This window comes from Desulfovibrio sp. 1214_IL3152 (genome assembly GCF_036763055.1).
Lineage (GTDB): Bacteria > Desulfobacterota > Desulfovibrionia > Desulfovibrionales > Desulfovibrionaceae > Desulfovibrio.
Map to the genome: position 1 here is coordinate 1 of NZ_JBAIYW010000457.1, position 15,465 is coordinate 15,465.

Annotated in this window: 10 protein-coding genes and 1 pseudogene; 9 read left to right on the forward strand and 2 right to left on the reverse strand. The window is 57.7% G+C overall.

Features of this window, described 5'->3' with window-relative positions; genetic code table 11:
• The first annotated feature begins 169 nt into the window (after positions 1-169).
• From V6C07_RS09580 to V6C07_RS09605, 6 genes are all read left to right on the forward strand, one after another.
• Positions 170-2,389: a tetratricopeptide repeat protein gene (locus V6C07_RS09580; protein ID WP_333536204.1), complete on the forward strand. Its 2,220-nt coding sequence runs from the start codon at positions 170-172 to the stop codon at positions 2,387-2,389.
• 387 nt (positions 2,390-2,776) lie between these two features.
• The gene (locus V6C07_RS09585) at positions 2,777-3,520 is read left to right on the forward strand and encodes a DUF4851 domain-containing protein (RefSeq protein ID WP_333536205.1); all 744 of its coding nucleotides are present in this window, start codon (positions 2,777-2,779) and stop codon (positions 3,518-3,520) included.
• A 335-nt stretch (positions 3,521-3,855) separates the two neighbouring features.
• Complete coding sequence (locus V6C07_RS09590) at positions 3,856-4,254, forward strand: MucR family transcriptional regulator (RefSeq protein WP_333536206.1); 399 nt, start codon at positions 3,856-3,858, stop codon at positions 4,252-4,254.
• Between the two features lie 571 nt (positions 4,255-4,825).
• A complete protein-coding gene (bioB, locus tag V6C07_RS09595) occupies positions 4,826-5,776 on the forward strand; it encodes a biotin synthase BioB (protein ID WP_333536207.1) in 951 nt (316 codons plus the stop codon).
• Positions 5,760-7,880: an adenosylmethionine--8-amino-7-oxononanoate transaminase gene (gene bioA, locus V6C07_RS09600; RefSeq protein ID WP_333536208.1), complete on the forward strand. Its 2,121-nt coding sequence runs from the start codon at positions 5,760-5,762 to the stop codon at positions 7,878-7,880. The genes bioB and bioA overlap by 17 nt, the downstream gene beginning before the upstream one ends.
• The gene (locus V6C07_RS09605; RefSeq protein WP_333536209.1) at positions 7,877-9,232 is read left to right on the forward strand and encodes a sodium:solute symporter family protein; all 1,356 of its coding nucleotides are present in this window, start codon (positions 7,877-7,879) and stop codon (positions 9,230-9,232) included. Before bioA ends, V6C07_RS09605 begins: the two co-directional genes overlap by 4 nt.
• 156 nt (positions 9,233-9,388) lie before the next feature.
• On the opposite strand, the gene V6C07_RS09610 is transcribed toward V6C07_RS09605, so the two are convergent.
• Entirely contained in the window at positions 9,389-9,769 is a 381-nt protein-coding gene (locus tag V6C07_RS09610; RefSeq protein ID WP_333536210.1) for a prenylated flavin chaperone LpdD, read from the reverse strand.
• Between the two features lie 614 nt (positions 9,770-10,383).
• Here V6C07_RS09610 and V6C07_RS09615 point away from each other — a divergent pair.
• Positions 10,384-12,159 carry a formate--tetrahydrofolate ligase gene (locus V6C07_RS09615; protein WP_333536211.1) on the forward strand — a complete coding sequence of 592 codons (1,776 nt, stop codon included), beginning with the start codon at positions 10,384-10,386 and terminating at the stop codon, positions 12,157-12,159.
• Between the two features lie 81 nt (positions 12,160-12,240).
• Here V6C07_RS09615 and V6C07_RS09620 read toward each other — a convergent pair whose 3' ends face one another.
• Complete coding sequence (locus tag V6C07_RS09620; protein ID WP_333536212.1) at positions 12,241-12,474, reverse strand: hypothetical protein; 234 nt, start codon at positions 12,472-12,474, stop codon at positions 12,241-12,243.
• Between the two features lie 347 nt (positions 12,475-12,821).
• On the opposite strand from V6C07_RS09620, the gene V6C07_RS09625 reads away from it, so the two are divergent.
• Complete coding sequence (locus V6C07_RS09625; RefSeq protein WP_333536213.1) at positions 12,822-13,382, forward strand: YqiA/YcfP family alpha/beta fold hydrolase; 561 nt, start codon at positions 12,822-12,824, stop codon at positions 13,380-13,382.
• A gap of 48 nt (positions 13,383-13,430) precedes the next feature.
• Positions 13,431-15,465, forward strand: a pseudogene (locus V6C07_RS09630) (hypothetical protein); the annotation flags it as partial.

A 15,465-nucleotide genomic window follows, 5' to 3' on the forward strand; every position in this document is an offset into this window, starting at 1 on the left:
TGAGGCTGCGCCCGTAAAAGCGCCTGGGGCGGAAGGAACACCCCCCGGCGGCATGCCCAGCGCCGCGCCTGAACCGATAAACCCTGCTGCAAGCGGAGGAAATGTTGTCTCCGGTTCCACGCAGAATGCGGCTTCAACGGAGGGAGCGGTCGCGCCGGAGCAAAAAACTGTGGCCGATCCGGCCATGACCAGGCAAGAGAAACGGCCTGAGGCCGGGGCGGTATCCGGCAAGGTGAATGAACAGACCGTGGGCCTTCCCGCTGCCCAGCAATCCGAGGACGACAAAGCCAAGGCGTCCGAAGAGCGTCCGGTCATCTATGTGGATGAACAGGGAAATCCCGTCCCAAAGCCCGTTAATCCGGAAATCGTCATGGAAGAGGCCGAAAGGCTCATCCGTGAGCGCAAATACATCGAAGCCCTGCCGCAGCTGGAAAAGCTCAGGAGCCTGCCGGGGCTGCAGCCGGAAATGCTTGAAAAAGCCCTGTACTACATCAGCGACTGCACATGGGCGAGGTATGCGGATAATCCGCTGGCAGGATATGAGGCCATTGTGTCTTCCACCAGCGAAGCCATGAATGCCAACCTGCGTTCGCCCCGGGTACCCGAGGCGTTGCTGCGTCTTGGGCTGGTCAACGTCAATGTGGGAAACCTCGTGGACGCGGGCGGCTATATTGTTGCCTTGCTGCGCCGCTACCCGGACTATCCCGGCGTGGCCCAGGGCTTTACCGCCCTTGGCAAGGCGCAGCTCAAGCGAGGGCTTGACGAAAGGGCAGAGCAGTCTTTTTCAATGGTGCTGGATAAATACCCGGAATCTTCCTACTTGCAGGAGGCTTCCGTGGGTTTGGCGGAAGCCCTCAACAAGCAGAAAAAATTTCAGAATGCTCAGCTTATTCTGGACTTCATAAGCAAGCGCTGGCCGCGCTACTACATTGATGAGCCGTCTTTTCTGCTTTTGCAGGCCAGCAACGACGAAGCTCTCGGCAAGACCGGCCCTGCGCTTGCCCTGTACTGGCTGTATTACAACCTTGTTCCCGGCCACGAGGGCAACGACACGCTTTTGCTGCGCCTCGGAGACATGTACGCCCGGCAGGGCGGCTGGATCAGCGCGGAATTTGTGTATCGCTATGTGGAGCGAACGTTTGCGGGTGCGCCGTCTGCCGCGGTTGCCCGTTTGCGCCTGGCGGAAAAGGGCATCTATGATTCGCCCATCAGCTATGCTGAAATGAGCGCGGTTTTTGCGCGCGATACAGGCGGTGCGCTTTGGAAGGTATACAATGATCTTGCGGCGTCTTCAAAAACCGCTCCTGCGGCTGTTCTGGCCCGTCTGAAAGAGGCCATGTGGCTTTACTGGGATAAAAAATATACCGAAGCCATGGGCAAAGCTGCGGATTTTATTGATGCCTATCCCGAAAACGCCAATGTTCCCCAGGCCAGGGACCTTATCTGGGCGTCTTTTCAGCAGGAACTGAACAATTCTCTGGCTGAGGGCAATTACGGGCGCATTCTGATTTTATGGAATGGCTTTCCTCTGGTGCGCGAACGCTATGGCGTGCTTGACCCACGAATGCGTTATGCGCTTGCCCAGGGCATGCTGGAGCGTGGGGATGAAACCGCCGCCCTTGAGATGATGGCCGAATTCCTGAAAAGTCCTATGGATCCCAATTACGGCGAAGCCGCTTTTACGGAGTTTTTCAACCGTTACCTCAAGGCTGGCGCGTGGGACAAGGTGCTGGACCTGGGAAAGCTGGTTTCTGCCTGGCCCATGAACAGACCGTTGCGTAACCAGCTTGACTACGCCCTGGCGTTGTCCGCGCAAAACCTCAATCTGGCCGGTCCCGCCCTCGCCATGTGGGCGCAACTGGCGGAACGGCAGGACATACCGCTTTACCAACGGGCTTACGCCACCTACTTTCTGGCCCGCGATGCCGAACAGCGCAAGGATATAAAGAACTCTTACGAACTGAACCGTAAGGTTATAGACCTTTTTACCCGGCTTCAGGATGAGCGTTCGGACAAGGCTGACCCGCAACGCATCAAGGATGCCATGGCCGCGCTTATGGACATCAGCGAGGTTGCCAACCGCATCCCCGAAGCGCTGGAATGGGTGGGCCGCTATAATGCCTATGCACCGCCGGAATCGCCGGAATATCCCGGTCTGCGCTTTCGCGAGGCGCGCCTGTACCGCAAACTGGGAGATGCGGCGCGCGCTCAGGCCTTGCTGGAGGATATTGTTCGCAATTATCCCAATTCGCCCTTTGCCCAGGCGGCGGCAGGAGAGCTGCGAACCTTTGAGGTTTCGCGCGACCTGCAGAACTTTCTGCCCGGCGGCGCTTCGGCGGGGCAACAGCCCGCAACGGGGCAACAAGCCTCTCCGGGGCAGCCACAGTGAGGGGAAGAGCAACCTTCCCCTGGGCTGCTCCCAATGGAATTGCTTCAGCTTGAGACTGTTTCGGCGTTGCAAGGGCAAACGCCCGCCGCCAGGACATGAAGCCGCATTGCCTGTTGCCCGAAGGGGTGCGCATGAGGACGGCAGCGCTTGCATGTGCGCTGTGAAGCGGTGTGGTGAGTGTCGTGCAACTCAGGAAAAGTAAACCTCAAAAGCAGAATGTTGCTTGCGCGGTGCGGTATACGATGTCCTGTTGCTGATGTGCGGGCAACAGGCACAAAAAATCGTATGCCGCATATTGGCGGCTTTTCAGAAAACAAGTTTACATGTATCACTGTCATTATTTGTATCCGCATTTTGCGCGGCGGCATGACCCCGAAGGGAGATCACATGAAAAAAATGCGTCAATTCTGTTTTCTGGCCCTGCTGCTGGTGCTGACTGCCGGCTGTAATGCCGCCTTGCAGCGGGGAATGGTCGGGCCTGTCTACGTGTCTACAGCTCGTCCGGCCATCAGTCTGGCCGCTAAGGATATGCCGCTGATTGCCGGTGGGCAGGGGCAGGTCAACCTGGACTGGACCGGCGTGATGGGCGGCCTGCCTGTGTCGGTCTGGATGGCGGCCTACGGCCAGGGCCAGCCGCGTTCGCCTCTTGCTATCGTGGCCCAGGTTGAACTGCCGCAGGGCTGGTACTGGAACAGCGACTCCACGCCGCCGTTCAGTGTGGATCAGGCCACGGAGGTCATTGGCGATACACCCTTTGTCGCCTGCACCTTCATAACCGATAGTTCGCGTGACCCCTTTGCCCTGCTGGCCGGAGTGCAGCAGGATACGCCGCCCATGCGATGGCTTGTGCGCAGCTTTACCTCACGGTTCAACTTCAATACCGATAAGGTCATTCTTGAGTACCGTGAACCGTTGCCGCCGCAGATGGAATTTCTTGAAGTGCTGACCATTGGACAGACCGACCAGTTGAGAGCCTTCGAGCAGCGCGCCCGTAACGCTTTTGCGGTCGGACCTGTACCCGGGAGCCTGGACGGGCTTGCGGATCCCTACATCCAAAACGTGCGCTGGCAGTTCATGGATCAACGTTTTCTTGGCACTGCATCAAGATATGATGTTTTCAAGATGAACTGATCCATTATTAATAATCAGTTTTTCTTGCATACAACCAGTACGGCAACGGCCGCCCGAAACACGTGTTTCGGGCGGCCGTTGCACGTTAAAGCCAATTATGGTTCATGAAACTTGGCCCTATGGCGCGGCAAAAGGAAAAAACCACTTCAAATACCTATAATAATGTTTGTAAAATGTTTTTTTTTATGGGCATTGCTACATTGACGAAATAATAAGGCATGTGTATGTTCTGCCAATTGGAATTCTGAACTTGAAAAACTGATCTGTTTTGAAAACAAACGTGTCTTCTATAGTACATGTTCAGCGGATCATTAAGATGACCATAAGGGGTAATTATGGACGATTATTTGAAAGAAGCTCTGGAAATTACCAGAGCACAAGCCGGTGTGCGCGTGATGAGCGAGGAAGAGATTGCAACTTTTATTCAAAAGGTCGCTCTCGGCATCCGCGCGGTTGCCGAAGGTGAAGCTCCTTCCGAAATGGACAGCACGGAAATGGCTCAGGAAGGCCGCAAATCCGTCAAGGAAAAGTCCGTCACCTGCCTTGAGTGCGGCAAAAGCTTCAAGATTCTGACCAAGCGCCATCTGGCCGGTCATGATATGACCACTGCGGAATACCGCGAAAAATGGGGCTTCAAGAAAGACGCTCCCCTTGTCTGCAAGGCCCTTCAGCGTGAGCGCCGCAAAAAAATGAAAGACATGAAGTTGTGGGAAAAGAGGCGTAAAGCCCAATAGCGTTTGCTTACCGGCCCGCCGTCAGGCGGGCTTTTTGCATCCTGCATCAAGGCCGTGCGTCCTCTGCGCAAAGCCTTACGGCATGACGCTTGATCTGGTGCATTGTAATGCTGAAAGTATATGTTCAAGTTTTTGCAAGGTTCACTTGGCCCTTCAAGTCCGCAAAAAGGTGATGATGCGGCTTCGGGGCAGGCTTTTGTGCAGCGGCTGCCACAGCGCCATGCCTTATGGTATGCCTAGAGCAATTTCACTTTGAAATTGCTCTGGCGGCTGCGTGAGCAGACGTTCGCTACGGAGGCGTAAGCGCAGTTTATCTGCGCGGTTAAACGCCGAAGTAAGCGTGCCTTAAACTTTGAGAATGTATATTCTCAAAGTTAATCTGCTCTAGGTGAAGGGGTTGCGTTCGTGCATTGCGCCGGAGCGCATTTAACTCCTGCTTCGAATACGCCGTTCTACGGCCAGTTTTCAGCGCGCCTGCCGGAACGCCGGGATCGCACGGCGTTGACATTTATTGCTGAAAGGCGCGGGCCAGGCAGGCTGGTTGCCGTCTTCAGATGTTCAGGATCGGGTCATGACAGAAATTCGTGCGGCGGAAAATCCCGTCGAGGCTTTGAAGCTTGTATCGCTTTCGGAAGAAGAGCTTTTTGCCGCATCTGCGCATCTGCGCAGGGCGGCCTTTGGCAACAGGGTAACGCTTTGCGCCATCATCAATGCCCGCAGCGGCAATTGCGGCATGGATTGCCGTTTTTGTTCGCAAAGCAGGCATAATCATACCCCCATTGAAACCTTCCCTCTTTTGCCTGACGAAGAACTGCGCGGGCGAATTCTGGCCCTGGCAGCCCAGCCTGTGGCGCGAATAGGTGTGGTGACCAGTGGCGGAGCGCTGAGCGGCGAAGAATTCGACCGGCTGCTGGAGGTGCTGCGCTCCTTGCCGGGCCATGCGCTCAAGCGCGTCTGCGCGTCCTTGGGCAAGCTTTCCGCCGTTCAGCTTGCCCAGTTGGCCGATGTGGGGCTTGACCGTTATCATCATAATCTTGAAACTTCCCGCCAGTATTATCCGCACATCTGCACCACGCAAACGTGGGATCAGCGCAAGGCCACTGTGGAGCGCGTTTTGGGCGTGGGCATGACTGCCTGCACCGGCGGCCTGTTCGGCCTTGGGGAAAGCTGGCGTGACCGCATAGAATTTGCCTTTGCTCTCAAGGCGTTGGGGGTAGGGCATGTGCCGATGAATTTTCTGCATCCTCACCCGGAGACACCGCTTGCCGACAGGGAACCGCTTACAGCAGCAGAAGCCCTGCGCATTGTGGCTGTTTTCAGGCATATACTGCCCACGGCCGCCTTGCGCATCTGCGGAGGACGGCCGCTGGTTCTGGGGGCGCGACAAAAAGAGGTTTTTGCAGCCGGGGCCAATGCCCTTATGACCGGGGACTACCTGACGACTCAAGGGCGCGGCCTGGCTGACGATCTTGCCATGATTGATTCCCTTGGTCTGGAGGTTGATTGTGACCAGCACTGCTGAGCGTTGTATTCCTGACCGCATGCGCGAACCTTTGCGCGGCGTTTTTGTGGCGGGATCAGGTACGGACGTGGGCAAAACAGTATGCACGGGCGCTCTTTTGCGCGCCCTGCGGCAGGCGCGGATGGCCGTTCAGGCGGTCAAACCGGTGCAGACAGGAGTTGCTTCGGACGCATCCGCCGTTGCGGCCCTGTCTGATGCGGCTGTATACACACAGGCCGTGTCGGGTGTTTCCTGCATGGGCAGCCTTGACCCGGCGGTTGTGCTGCACTGTTTTGCACTGCCCGCGTCGCCGCATCTTGCCGCTGCACGGGAAGGGAAAAAGCTGGACTGCATGGGCCTGCGCGCGGACATTCTTGCCCACTGGGCTGATGTTCCCGCCCGGGCCTTTTTGCTGGAAGGGGCGGGCGGCCTGCATGTGCCGCTTAATGAAAATGAGGACATGCTGGATGTTATGGCTGCTCTGGGCTTGCCTGTTTTTCTTGTGGCCGGCAACTACCTCGGCTGTCTGAACCATATCCTGCTTTCCATTGACGCTCTGCGCCACAACGGCCTTGAACTGGCCGGTCTGGCGCTTGTTCCCTCGGCTGACCCTGCTGCGGGTTGCCCTGGAGTTGATACGCCGGCCATGCTGGCGGACAATGCCAATCTTCTGCGCTATCGGCTTGCCCGTGCCGGCTGCGATGCCCCTGTGGTGGAATTGCCGCGTCTGAAAACCCTGGATGAAAGCGGGTGGGATGAACTGGCCCGTCTGCTGACCCCTGTGGCCTTGCGCATGGCTCAGGCCTGGCCTGAATCTGCCCCTGCCGGGCAGACATCCGAAGAGCGCGAACTGGTGCGCAGGGACAGGGCAGCCGTTTGGCATCCTTACGCTTCGGCCCTGGACTTTCCTCCGCTTAACGCCGTGCGCCGCACCTGGGGGAACCGTATTGTTCTGGCGGACGGCAGGGAACTTGTGGACGGCATGTCCTCGTGGTGGGCGGCGGTACACGGTTACAACAATCCGCATCTGCTTGGCGCCCTGCACAGCCAGGCCGGGCGCATGCCCCATGTCATGTTTGGCGGGCTTACGCACGAACCTGCCGTGGCCCTGGCTGAAAGGCTGCTTGGCCTTATGCCCGATGGCCTTGAGCGTGTCTTTTTTTCTGATTCCGGCTCTGTGGCGGTTGATGTGGCCCTCAAGATGGCGCTGCAATACCAGCATGCCAGGGGCGAGACGGAGCGCACCTGTTTTCTGACTCCACGCGGGGGCTACCACGGCGATACTATCGGGGCCATGTCTGTATGCGACCCTGTGACCGGCATGCACGGCCTGTTCGCAGGCATGTTGCCGCGCCAGCTTTTTATGGAGCAACCTTCCTGCGGATTTGATCAGCCTTTTGATCCGTCCAGCCTGAATCATGCCCGCCAGATGCTGGAGCAGCACGGAAAAAAGATCGCCGCGGTAATCCTTGAGCCAGTGGTGCAGGGAGCAGGGGGCATGTGGTTTTATCACCCGGACTACCTGCGCGGGCTGGCGCAGTTGTGCCGCGATGCCGATACCTTGCTTATTTTTGATGAAATTGCCACGGGTTTCGGCCGCACGGGTAAAATGTTCGCTGCGGAGTGGCCCGGCATCAGCCCGGATATTCTCTGCTGCGGCAAGGCCCTTACCGGGGGGATGCTTACCCTGGCTGCCACGGTATGCAGCGGGCGCGTGGCCGAGGGCATTTGCCGCGACGGCGGGGTCTTCATGCACGGGCCTACTTTTATGGCTAATGCTCTGGCCTGTGCGGTGGCAGGAGCCAGCCTGGACCTGCTTGCTTCCGGCGAGTGGCGGCAACAGGTGAAAGATATCGAGCGCGACCTGCGCACGGGGCTTGCCCCGTGCAAGGATATGCCCGGTGTGGCCCATGTTCGCGTGCTGGGAGCCATTGGGGTGGTGGAAATGAAGGCGCCTGTCAACACGCGCGCGCTACAGGCTTTTTTTGTGGACCGGGGGGTGTGGCTGCGTCCCTTTAACCGGCTTATCTACCTTATGCCGCCTTATGTGACGCCCCCCGGGGATACGCTTCGGCTGTGCGCTGCGGTAGAAGAAGCCCTGCGCCAGGGGGCGCATCTGCCGTGATATTTCTTCTGATCTATATTGCCGTATTGTTTCTTCTGGCCTGGATAACGGCTCGGCGCTCCCCTGACAAAGAAACATACTTTGTCAATGGCCGGAGCTGCTCCGCCAATGTGGTTGCCCTTTCCATTGTTGCGTCGTGCGTGGGCGGTTCGGCCACAATGGGTATGGCCGGTCTGGCCTGGCAGGTGGGAACGCCGGCCATATGGTGGCTTTTGTCCGGCGCGGCGGGTCTTGTGCTGCTGAGCCTTTTTCTGGCCCGCAAGGTGCGCCGCAGCGGGGCCATGACCATGCCCGAAATGCTCACCACCTTTCTCGGCGCGCCCAGCCGTCCTCTGGCGTCTGTCATCATCGTGACGGCCTGGCTGGCTATTCTGGCCGCCCAATTCAGCGCTCTGGCTACGATTATTGCGCCGCTGGCGGGCGTTGACAAAAATGTGGCCATGTTTGTGGGGGCGGCCGTTCTTGTGGGGCATACCCTGGCAGGCGGACAGGCTTCTGTAATGAAAACGGATATATGGCAGTTCGCCATTCTTCTTTTATCCTTGTTGACGGCCCTGATGCTTACGCTGCATCTGGGGGGCGGTGAGGCCATCACTGCCGTGCAGGTTGAGGTTCTCAACGAGCAGTTCCCCGCTTCTAAACTGCGTTATTTTCTCTGCATTCTTGGCGGCAGCTATGTGGTATGCCCCATGCTTTTCGGCAGAATGCTCAGTGCCCGCGATGAGCATGCCGCCCGCAAGGGTGGGCTGATGGCCGCTGCGGGGCTGACGCTTACCGCAACCCTGATCGTTGTTCTCGGCATATCCTGCCGCGATCTGGTTCCCGCAGGCACCCCCCCGGAACAGGTGCTGACCACGGCCCTTTTGTCCCATCTGCCCGAATGGGCCGCCACGCTCATTCTGCTGGGAATTTTCAGCGCCATTTTTTCAGCGGCGGATTCCTGCCTGATCACTGCCGCCTCCGTATGCAGCAACGATATCCTGCGCAAACCAGGTGTGAAAACGTGCCGCATCTGCCTGATTCTTCTCGGCCTGATGGGGCTTGTGCTGGCCTTGCCCGGCAGGGGAATCCTTTCTTTGCTGCTTATGGCGAACGATATTTATGTTTGCGGCGTTGTGCCGCCGGTTTTTATAGGCATGCTGCTGCACGGCAAGGTGCGTTTCAGCTCCTGGGGCATGGCTGTAGCCATTCTCGGCGGCGGTCTGATGGGGCTGACCGCAGCGCTTACCGGCATCAGCGACTGGAGTTTTGCGGGTCTGACGTTTTCGCTGGTTATGAGCCTTGCGGCGGCGCGCCGTTCTCCCCAGTCTGTGGAGAAGGGGGCGGGGGTACAGGCAGACCACGGAATATGAGCCTCGTGGCCGCAGCATCCGCCAGTTCTGAGACGTCCATCAGTTTTTCCAGCAGTTCGAGAAGGTAAAAACGGTCATTTTCGCAGCCGTCTTTAAAATCTTGTTCCAGTTGGCCTGAAAGGATGTATTTTTCAAAAATTTCCAAGTCGTTAACAGTCAGCATACGCAGTCCTTCGCGGGTTGCTTCAATCTGGCCGCACAACGATCCGTCAGGGTCGCGGCCAGGTTGAGCACTCGCTCTATTTCTTCTTTGGTGATACAATCAAAATGAATGCCGGCACTCACGCATACCGTGCAGTCCAGAGCATCGGCCAGGTGGCGGGCCATCCGGGCAGCCAGCATATCTTCGCGGTGTCCGGGCAGGCTCATGAGTTGGACGTGATGTTCTGTTTTCTGCGCATGCGGGGGCAGGGGGCTTGCAACAGCCACAGCGCCTATGTGAGCCTGGCCGCCGCTGCATATGACCTGCAGGTCACGCCCCAGGCGTAATACGCGCAACGTCAGGGCAAGCCTGCCGTGTCTGGCGGTAAGTTTCATGTTTTCTCCGGTAAAAGACGTGCCGCTGAAAGCGCGGCCAACATAGCGCACGGCGGCGTGTCCCGCAAGACAGGGCTGGCAGTGGGCTGGCGCGGAGACAGGTTTGGGTAGCCTGTACGTTCAGGCAATTGCATTTTACGATTGCCACACGCGCGGGTGCTGGAAGGCGATGTCCATCACAGCAACGCACGTCACCGCTAGAGCAGTTTACGAATGAAACGAGTCAACTGCTCTGCAAGGATTTTCCTGAAAATCCTTGCCACGAAATGCGAGCCGGCAGGCTTTTACCTGCCGTAAGCAAGCATTTCAAGTGTTAAATGCTCTAACTGTTGCGCCAAGAAGTTGCCAGGCAAGCAGCGCCGTCAGGCGTGCCGGCAGAAGCCGTAAAAACGCAGAAGGTGCAGATTCGTAATGTTGAAATATTCTGCATCTGGAGCATATGTTCAGTTTCTCGGATTGGTTGTTTTGACAGAATACCTGTCTTTGCGTCGCGCGCTGCAAGATCGGAAAAGTCGGCAGAGGCGACTGGCCCGAAGCGAAAACTGCTTTTACGGGCGGGCAGCCATGCCCGCCGGAACGTGCCATAGAACATGCAACAACGATATGGAGCTGCCATGACTTTGGACCCTACCAAGCATCCTGACTGGAAAATCGCCCTTGATGCGGAATCCCGCATGAAAACCATTGAAACCCTGGCAACGGAACTGGGCCTTGAAAAGGCTGAAATGCTGCCGTACGGGCATTATATGGGCAAGGTTGAGCAGCAGGCCGTGATGCAACGGCTAAAAGACCGTCCCGACGGAAAGTACATTGATGTCACAGCCATCACCCCCACACCGTTGGGAGAGGGCAAGTCCACAACCACCATCGGTCTTGTGCAGGGCCTTGCACGGCGCGGGCGGCGCTCTTCGGCGGCCATTCGGCAGCCTTCCGGCGGTCCCACCATGGGCATGAAAGGCTCCGCCGCCGGCGGCGGGCTTTCACAATGCATTCCGCTGACCCCATATTCTCTCAATTTCACCGGCGACCTTCATGCCGTTGGCGCGGCCCACAATCTTGGCATGACAGCCCTGACCTCGCGCATGCAGCATGAGCGCAACTATGACGATGCCACGCTGGAAAAGCTTTCGGGCATGGCGCGCCTGAATATTGATCCCACCAGAATCAACACCGGCTGGGTTATGGACTTTTGCGTCCAGGCCCTGCGCAATATCATTATCGGCATCGAGGGTGACGGGCGGCGCAACGACGGTTTTATGATGCGCTCGCACTTTGATATTACCGTTGCTTCTGAAGTCATGTGCATTCTTTCCATTGCCCGCGACCTGCGCGACCTGCGCGAGCGCATGGGCCGCATGGTGCTGGCGCACGATCGCAGCGGCAAGCCCGTGACCACCAGTGACCTGGGCGTTGCCGGGGCCATGACTGCCTGGCTGGTGGAAGCCGTCAAACCCAACCTTATCCAGACCATCGAAGGACAGCCCGTTTTCGTGCATACCGGGCCTTTCGCCAACATTGCCCTTGGGCAAAGCTCGGTCATTGCCGACAGGGTGGCACTCAAGCTCAGTGACTATCATGTGACGGAGTCTGGTTTTGCCGCAGAAATGGGCTACGAGAAGTTCTGGAACCTCAAATGCCATTACAGCGGCCTTACGCCCGATGCGGCTGTGGTTGTGGCTACCGTGCGGGCGCTCAAGAATCACGGCGGCGCTCCCCAGCCCAAGCCCGGCCAGGCATTGCCCGAACCTTATACCCGTGAAGATGTGGGCCTTGTGGAAGCCGGATGCGCCAACCTGCTGCACCATTTGGGCATTGTCCGGCGCTCGGGCGTACCCGCGGTGGTCTGCATCAACAAATTCCATACCGATACCAAGGCAGAGGTGGATGCCATCCGCCGCATTTGTGAACAGGCCGGAGCAAGGGTGGCCTTGTCGGAGCATTGGGAAAAGGGCGGAGAGGGCGCACTGGAACTTGCTGACGCCGTTACGGACGCCTGCAATGAAAAGAACGAATTCCGGCCGCTCTACGATTGGAGCTTGCCCCTTGCCGAGCGCATCACTACGATTGCCAAGGACGTTTACGGGGCTGACGGGGTGGAGTTTGAACCGCTTGCTGCACAGCGGCTCAAAGATCTGCAGGAAAGACCCGATGCCAATGAACTGGGCGTCTGCATGGTGAAAACCCAATACTCCCTGTCTGACAAGCCCACGCTCAAGGGCGTACCCAAAGGCTGGAAACTGCATGTACGTGACGTGCTTTTCTTTGGCGGCGCGGGGCTTGTCGCTCCGGTGTCCGGCGACATCAGCCTGATGCCGGGTACTGGCTCAAAACCCGCTTTCCGCAATATTGATGTGGACGTGGAAACCGGCAAGGTAACAGGACTTTTTTAGAGCAGATTAACTTTGGGAATGTCCGTTCTCAAAGTTTAAGCCACGCTCGCTTCGATGCTTAACCGCGCAGATAAACTGCGCTTACGCCTCCGTAGCGAACGTCTGCTCACGCAGTCGCCAGAGCAATTTCAAAGTGAAATTGCTCTGGAGCGCATAGCCGTGCAGACAGCGCAGCTTCAGCCGTACACCCTTTGGCAGCGGCTGAAGCTGCGCTTTGTCTTTCGTGGCGGCGTCAGTTTGAGTGGCCGTCAGAACACTTTCAAAGTGAAGTTGCTTTGGTGGTTTTTTACACCGAAATGCTTTCAGCTTTGTCATTGAGACCGCCTGAGCGGGGCAGATAGTGGTGCTGACTGGATTGCGTCGTGTATCATTTTACCGCGCCGCACCGGCCATAACGGCTTTTACCGGACGGAGTTGTCACGCCTTGCCGGATGCTGGCCGCTGTGCGGAAGGTCCTTGTTTGACAGGGACAATATCAGGAGATATTCTGATTACTGCTCAAGGAAGCTTCTTCCATTGCAGCCATGCCCGGCATGCATACCCTTGCCAACGTCCAGAAAAATGCTTTCCGTCCCTCCGCGTTTCTCACGGCAATTTTATCAATGGCAATGAACCGCCCAATCACGCCACGGGTTCTGGGCCAAAACTATTAAGGTGTCGGTATGATTGCCTATATACACGGTTTTAACTCCAGTCCTGCCAGTAATACTTTTGGTTTGTTGCGAAGGGTGTTTCCCGATGCCAGAGCGCTGGATTACCCTTCCAGCGGGCTTTTTCCTGAAAATCTTGCGCGCTTGCACGTTCAGGCGCTGGCCTTGCGCGAGGAGGCGGGCGAGGCGCTGGCCTTGGCCGGATCCTCTCTTGGCGGCTTTTACGCTTCGCAGTTGTCGGCATTGCTTGGCTGTAACTGCGCGCTTTTCAATCCTGTGGTGCGTCCTGCTCAGTCCTTGCGGCAATTTGTGGGGCCAAACACCTATTTTCATGGCGGGCAGCGCTGGGAATTCACGAATGAAATGTGTGACAGCTACGCGATTTTTTTCGATGCACGCAAAACTCCTGTAGAGCGCCTGGTGGTGCTCGGCCGTGCCGATACCTTGCTGGACCCGGCAGAGGCCCGCGCGTACTGGAAAAATCATGCCCGCATTCATGAGACCGATGACGGCCACAGCTTGGCTGCTCTTGATGAAACCATCATAAACACACTATCCGCCTGGCAGCGGTAAACATATCTCGCGCTACGGCTTTGCATAACCCTGTGGAGACAATACTCTATGTTTCAAAAATATCTTGTATCCGGCCTTGCCCTTTTTGGCATGCTTTTGTGTATTGCCGCCACAGCACTGGCCGGGCCTGCCTATCGGGTAGCGCGAACCAGTCTGCCTGAAGAAGACAACTGGCGGGAGGCGGCCGGACTGTCCATAAGTTTTGCGGTGGATGTGGACCGTTGCAAAAAACAGTACGGCTCGGACTGGTCACGACAGTGCTCCGGACCACCCGCCGGGCAGCCGGGAGCGCTTGTGGAGGGCGTGGTCATGACCCCGGATACGCCCGGGGAGTGGCGCTGGCAGCATGGGTCGAGCATGACCTTTACTCCTGAAAAGCACTTGCGTCCGCAAACCACCTATACGATCTCCCTTGAAAAAGTATCCCTGCCTTCGCGCTTTTCCGTGAACCGGCAGCTGACGTATACCACGCAGCCCCAGGCCGCGCGTACCGGCAAGGAAACCTTCTGGACAGATCCCTCGGCCAAAGGCGCTCACGCCATTTCCGTGCCTGTGCAGTTTATCTGGCCGGTCAGTCCGCAGCAGATGGAAAAAGGCATCAGCCTTCAGGCCAGCAATGCCAAAAGCGGTCTGTCTTTTGGCGCGCTGCGGTTCGTCTGGAACGAAAAACGTACTGAAGTGGTGGTTTCCGCTCCGGTCCTGTCGCTGCCCCAAGAAAGCGCCTCTGCCGTGCTGCGTGTGAAAGGTCTGCCCGATTTCATTGAAAAGGGCGGCAAACGTACTGTACGCAAGAGCAGGGCGGGCAAGGCGGAAAATGTGGAGACACTGTTTTCGGTCATCGGTCGCGACCGCATCATGAATGTCCAGAATGTGGTTGTGCAGCCAGCCTACGGCCAGGACCTGGAAAAAGAATATCATCTGGTTGTCAAAACCAGCCTGCGCGTGCTGCCTTCCGATCTGTTGCGGCATCTTGAGGTGATCCGGCTGCCTGAAAAAATGACCCCGGAGGCCGGGCAGGAAACTGACTGGACAAAAATGCCCGCCATCAGCGCCAATGATGTCAAGCGGGGAGAAAAATTGCAGCCCCAGCTTCTTCAGCCTGCGGACGAGGCCACTGACACCATTACGTTGCGTATACCGGTCGGTGCCGGGCGCGGGCTGCTGGCAACGGTAAAAAACGGTCTTGTGTCCACCGGGGGACTGCCGCTTACGGAGGCGCGCCGCTTTATCCTCACCGCGCCTCCTCTGGGATCGGAGCTGTCTTTCCTTCAGCCCGGCAATATTCTTACGCTCAGCGGCGACAAAAAACTTGATATCTACGCCGTGGGCCTGACCGATATACAGTGGCGGGCCGAGCGGGTGCGCGATCCTTTTCTGGCTCTTCTGGCGAAGGATTCGGGATTTGAAGAAAATGAGGCTGACTTTACCGTCATGAGTGATGCGGTTCAGGGCAATCTGGATATGCGCGGCTTTGGCGGTGGAAAGACGCCGGGTGAAGCTTTTTTTGGCGTTCTTGATCTGGCGCCGCTTTTGCGCGGGCAGGATGGTCCCAGGCACGGTCTCATGCGCATGACTGTCACCGGGCGTAATGAAGGCGGGCAGGAGACAGTGGTTTCACGTCTGCTGCTTGTTACTGATATGGGGCTGAGCGTGAAAACGGCCGCTGACGGTTCCCGCGCGGTATTTGTGCAAAATCTGGCTACAGGCAAACCCGCGGCCAACGCCGAAGTGCGCCTTCTTGGCGCCAACGGCCTGCCTGTATGCAGCGCGCATACCAATGCGCAGGGCAGGGCGGATCTGCCTTCAGTCGTGGGACTGGAGCGTGAAAAACGGCCTGTGGCTGTTGTGGCGCTGGCGGCGGTTCCTGGTGGTCAGGATATGGCCTGGCTTTCTCTTGACGACAACGCCCGCAATGTGAACTACAGCAGCTTTGACGTGTCCGGACGCCACGCTGCGGGCAACGGCCTGAGCGCTTCCGTATTCAGCCAGCGGGGCCTGTACCTGCCCGGCGAAAAACTGCATTTCGGCTGCATTGTGCGCCGGTTTGACTGGCAGCCCCTGCCGTCGGATCTGCCCCTGGAGG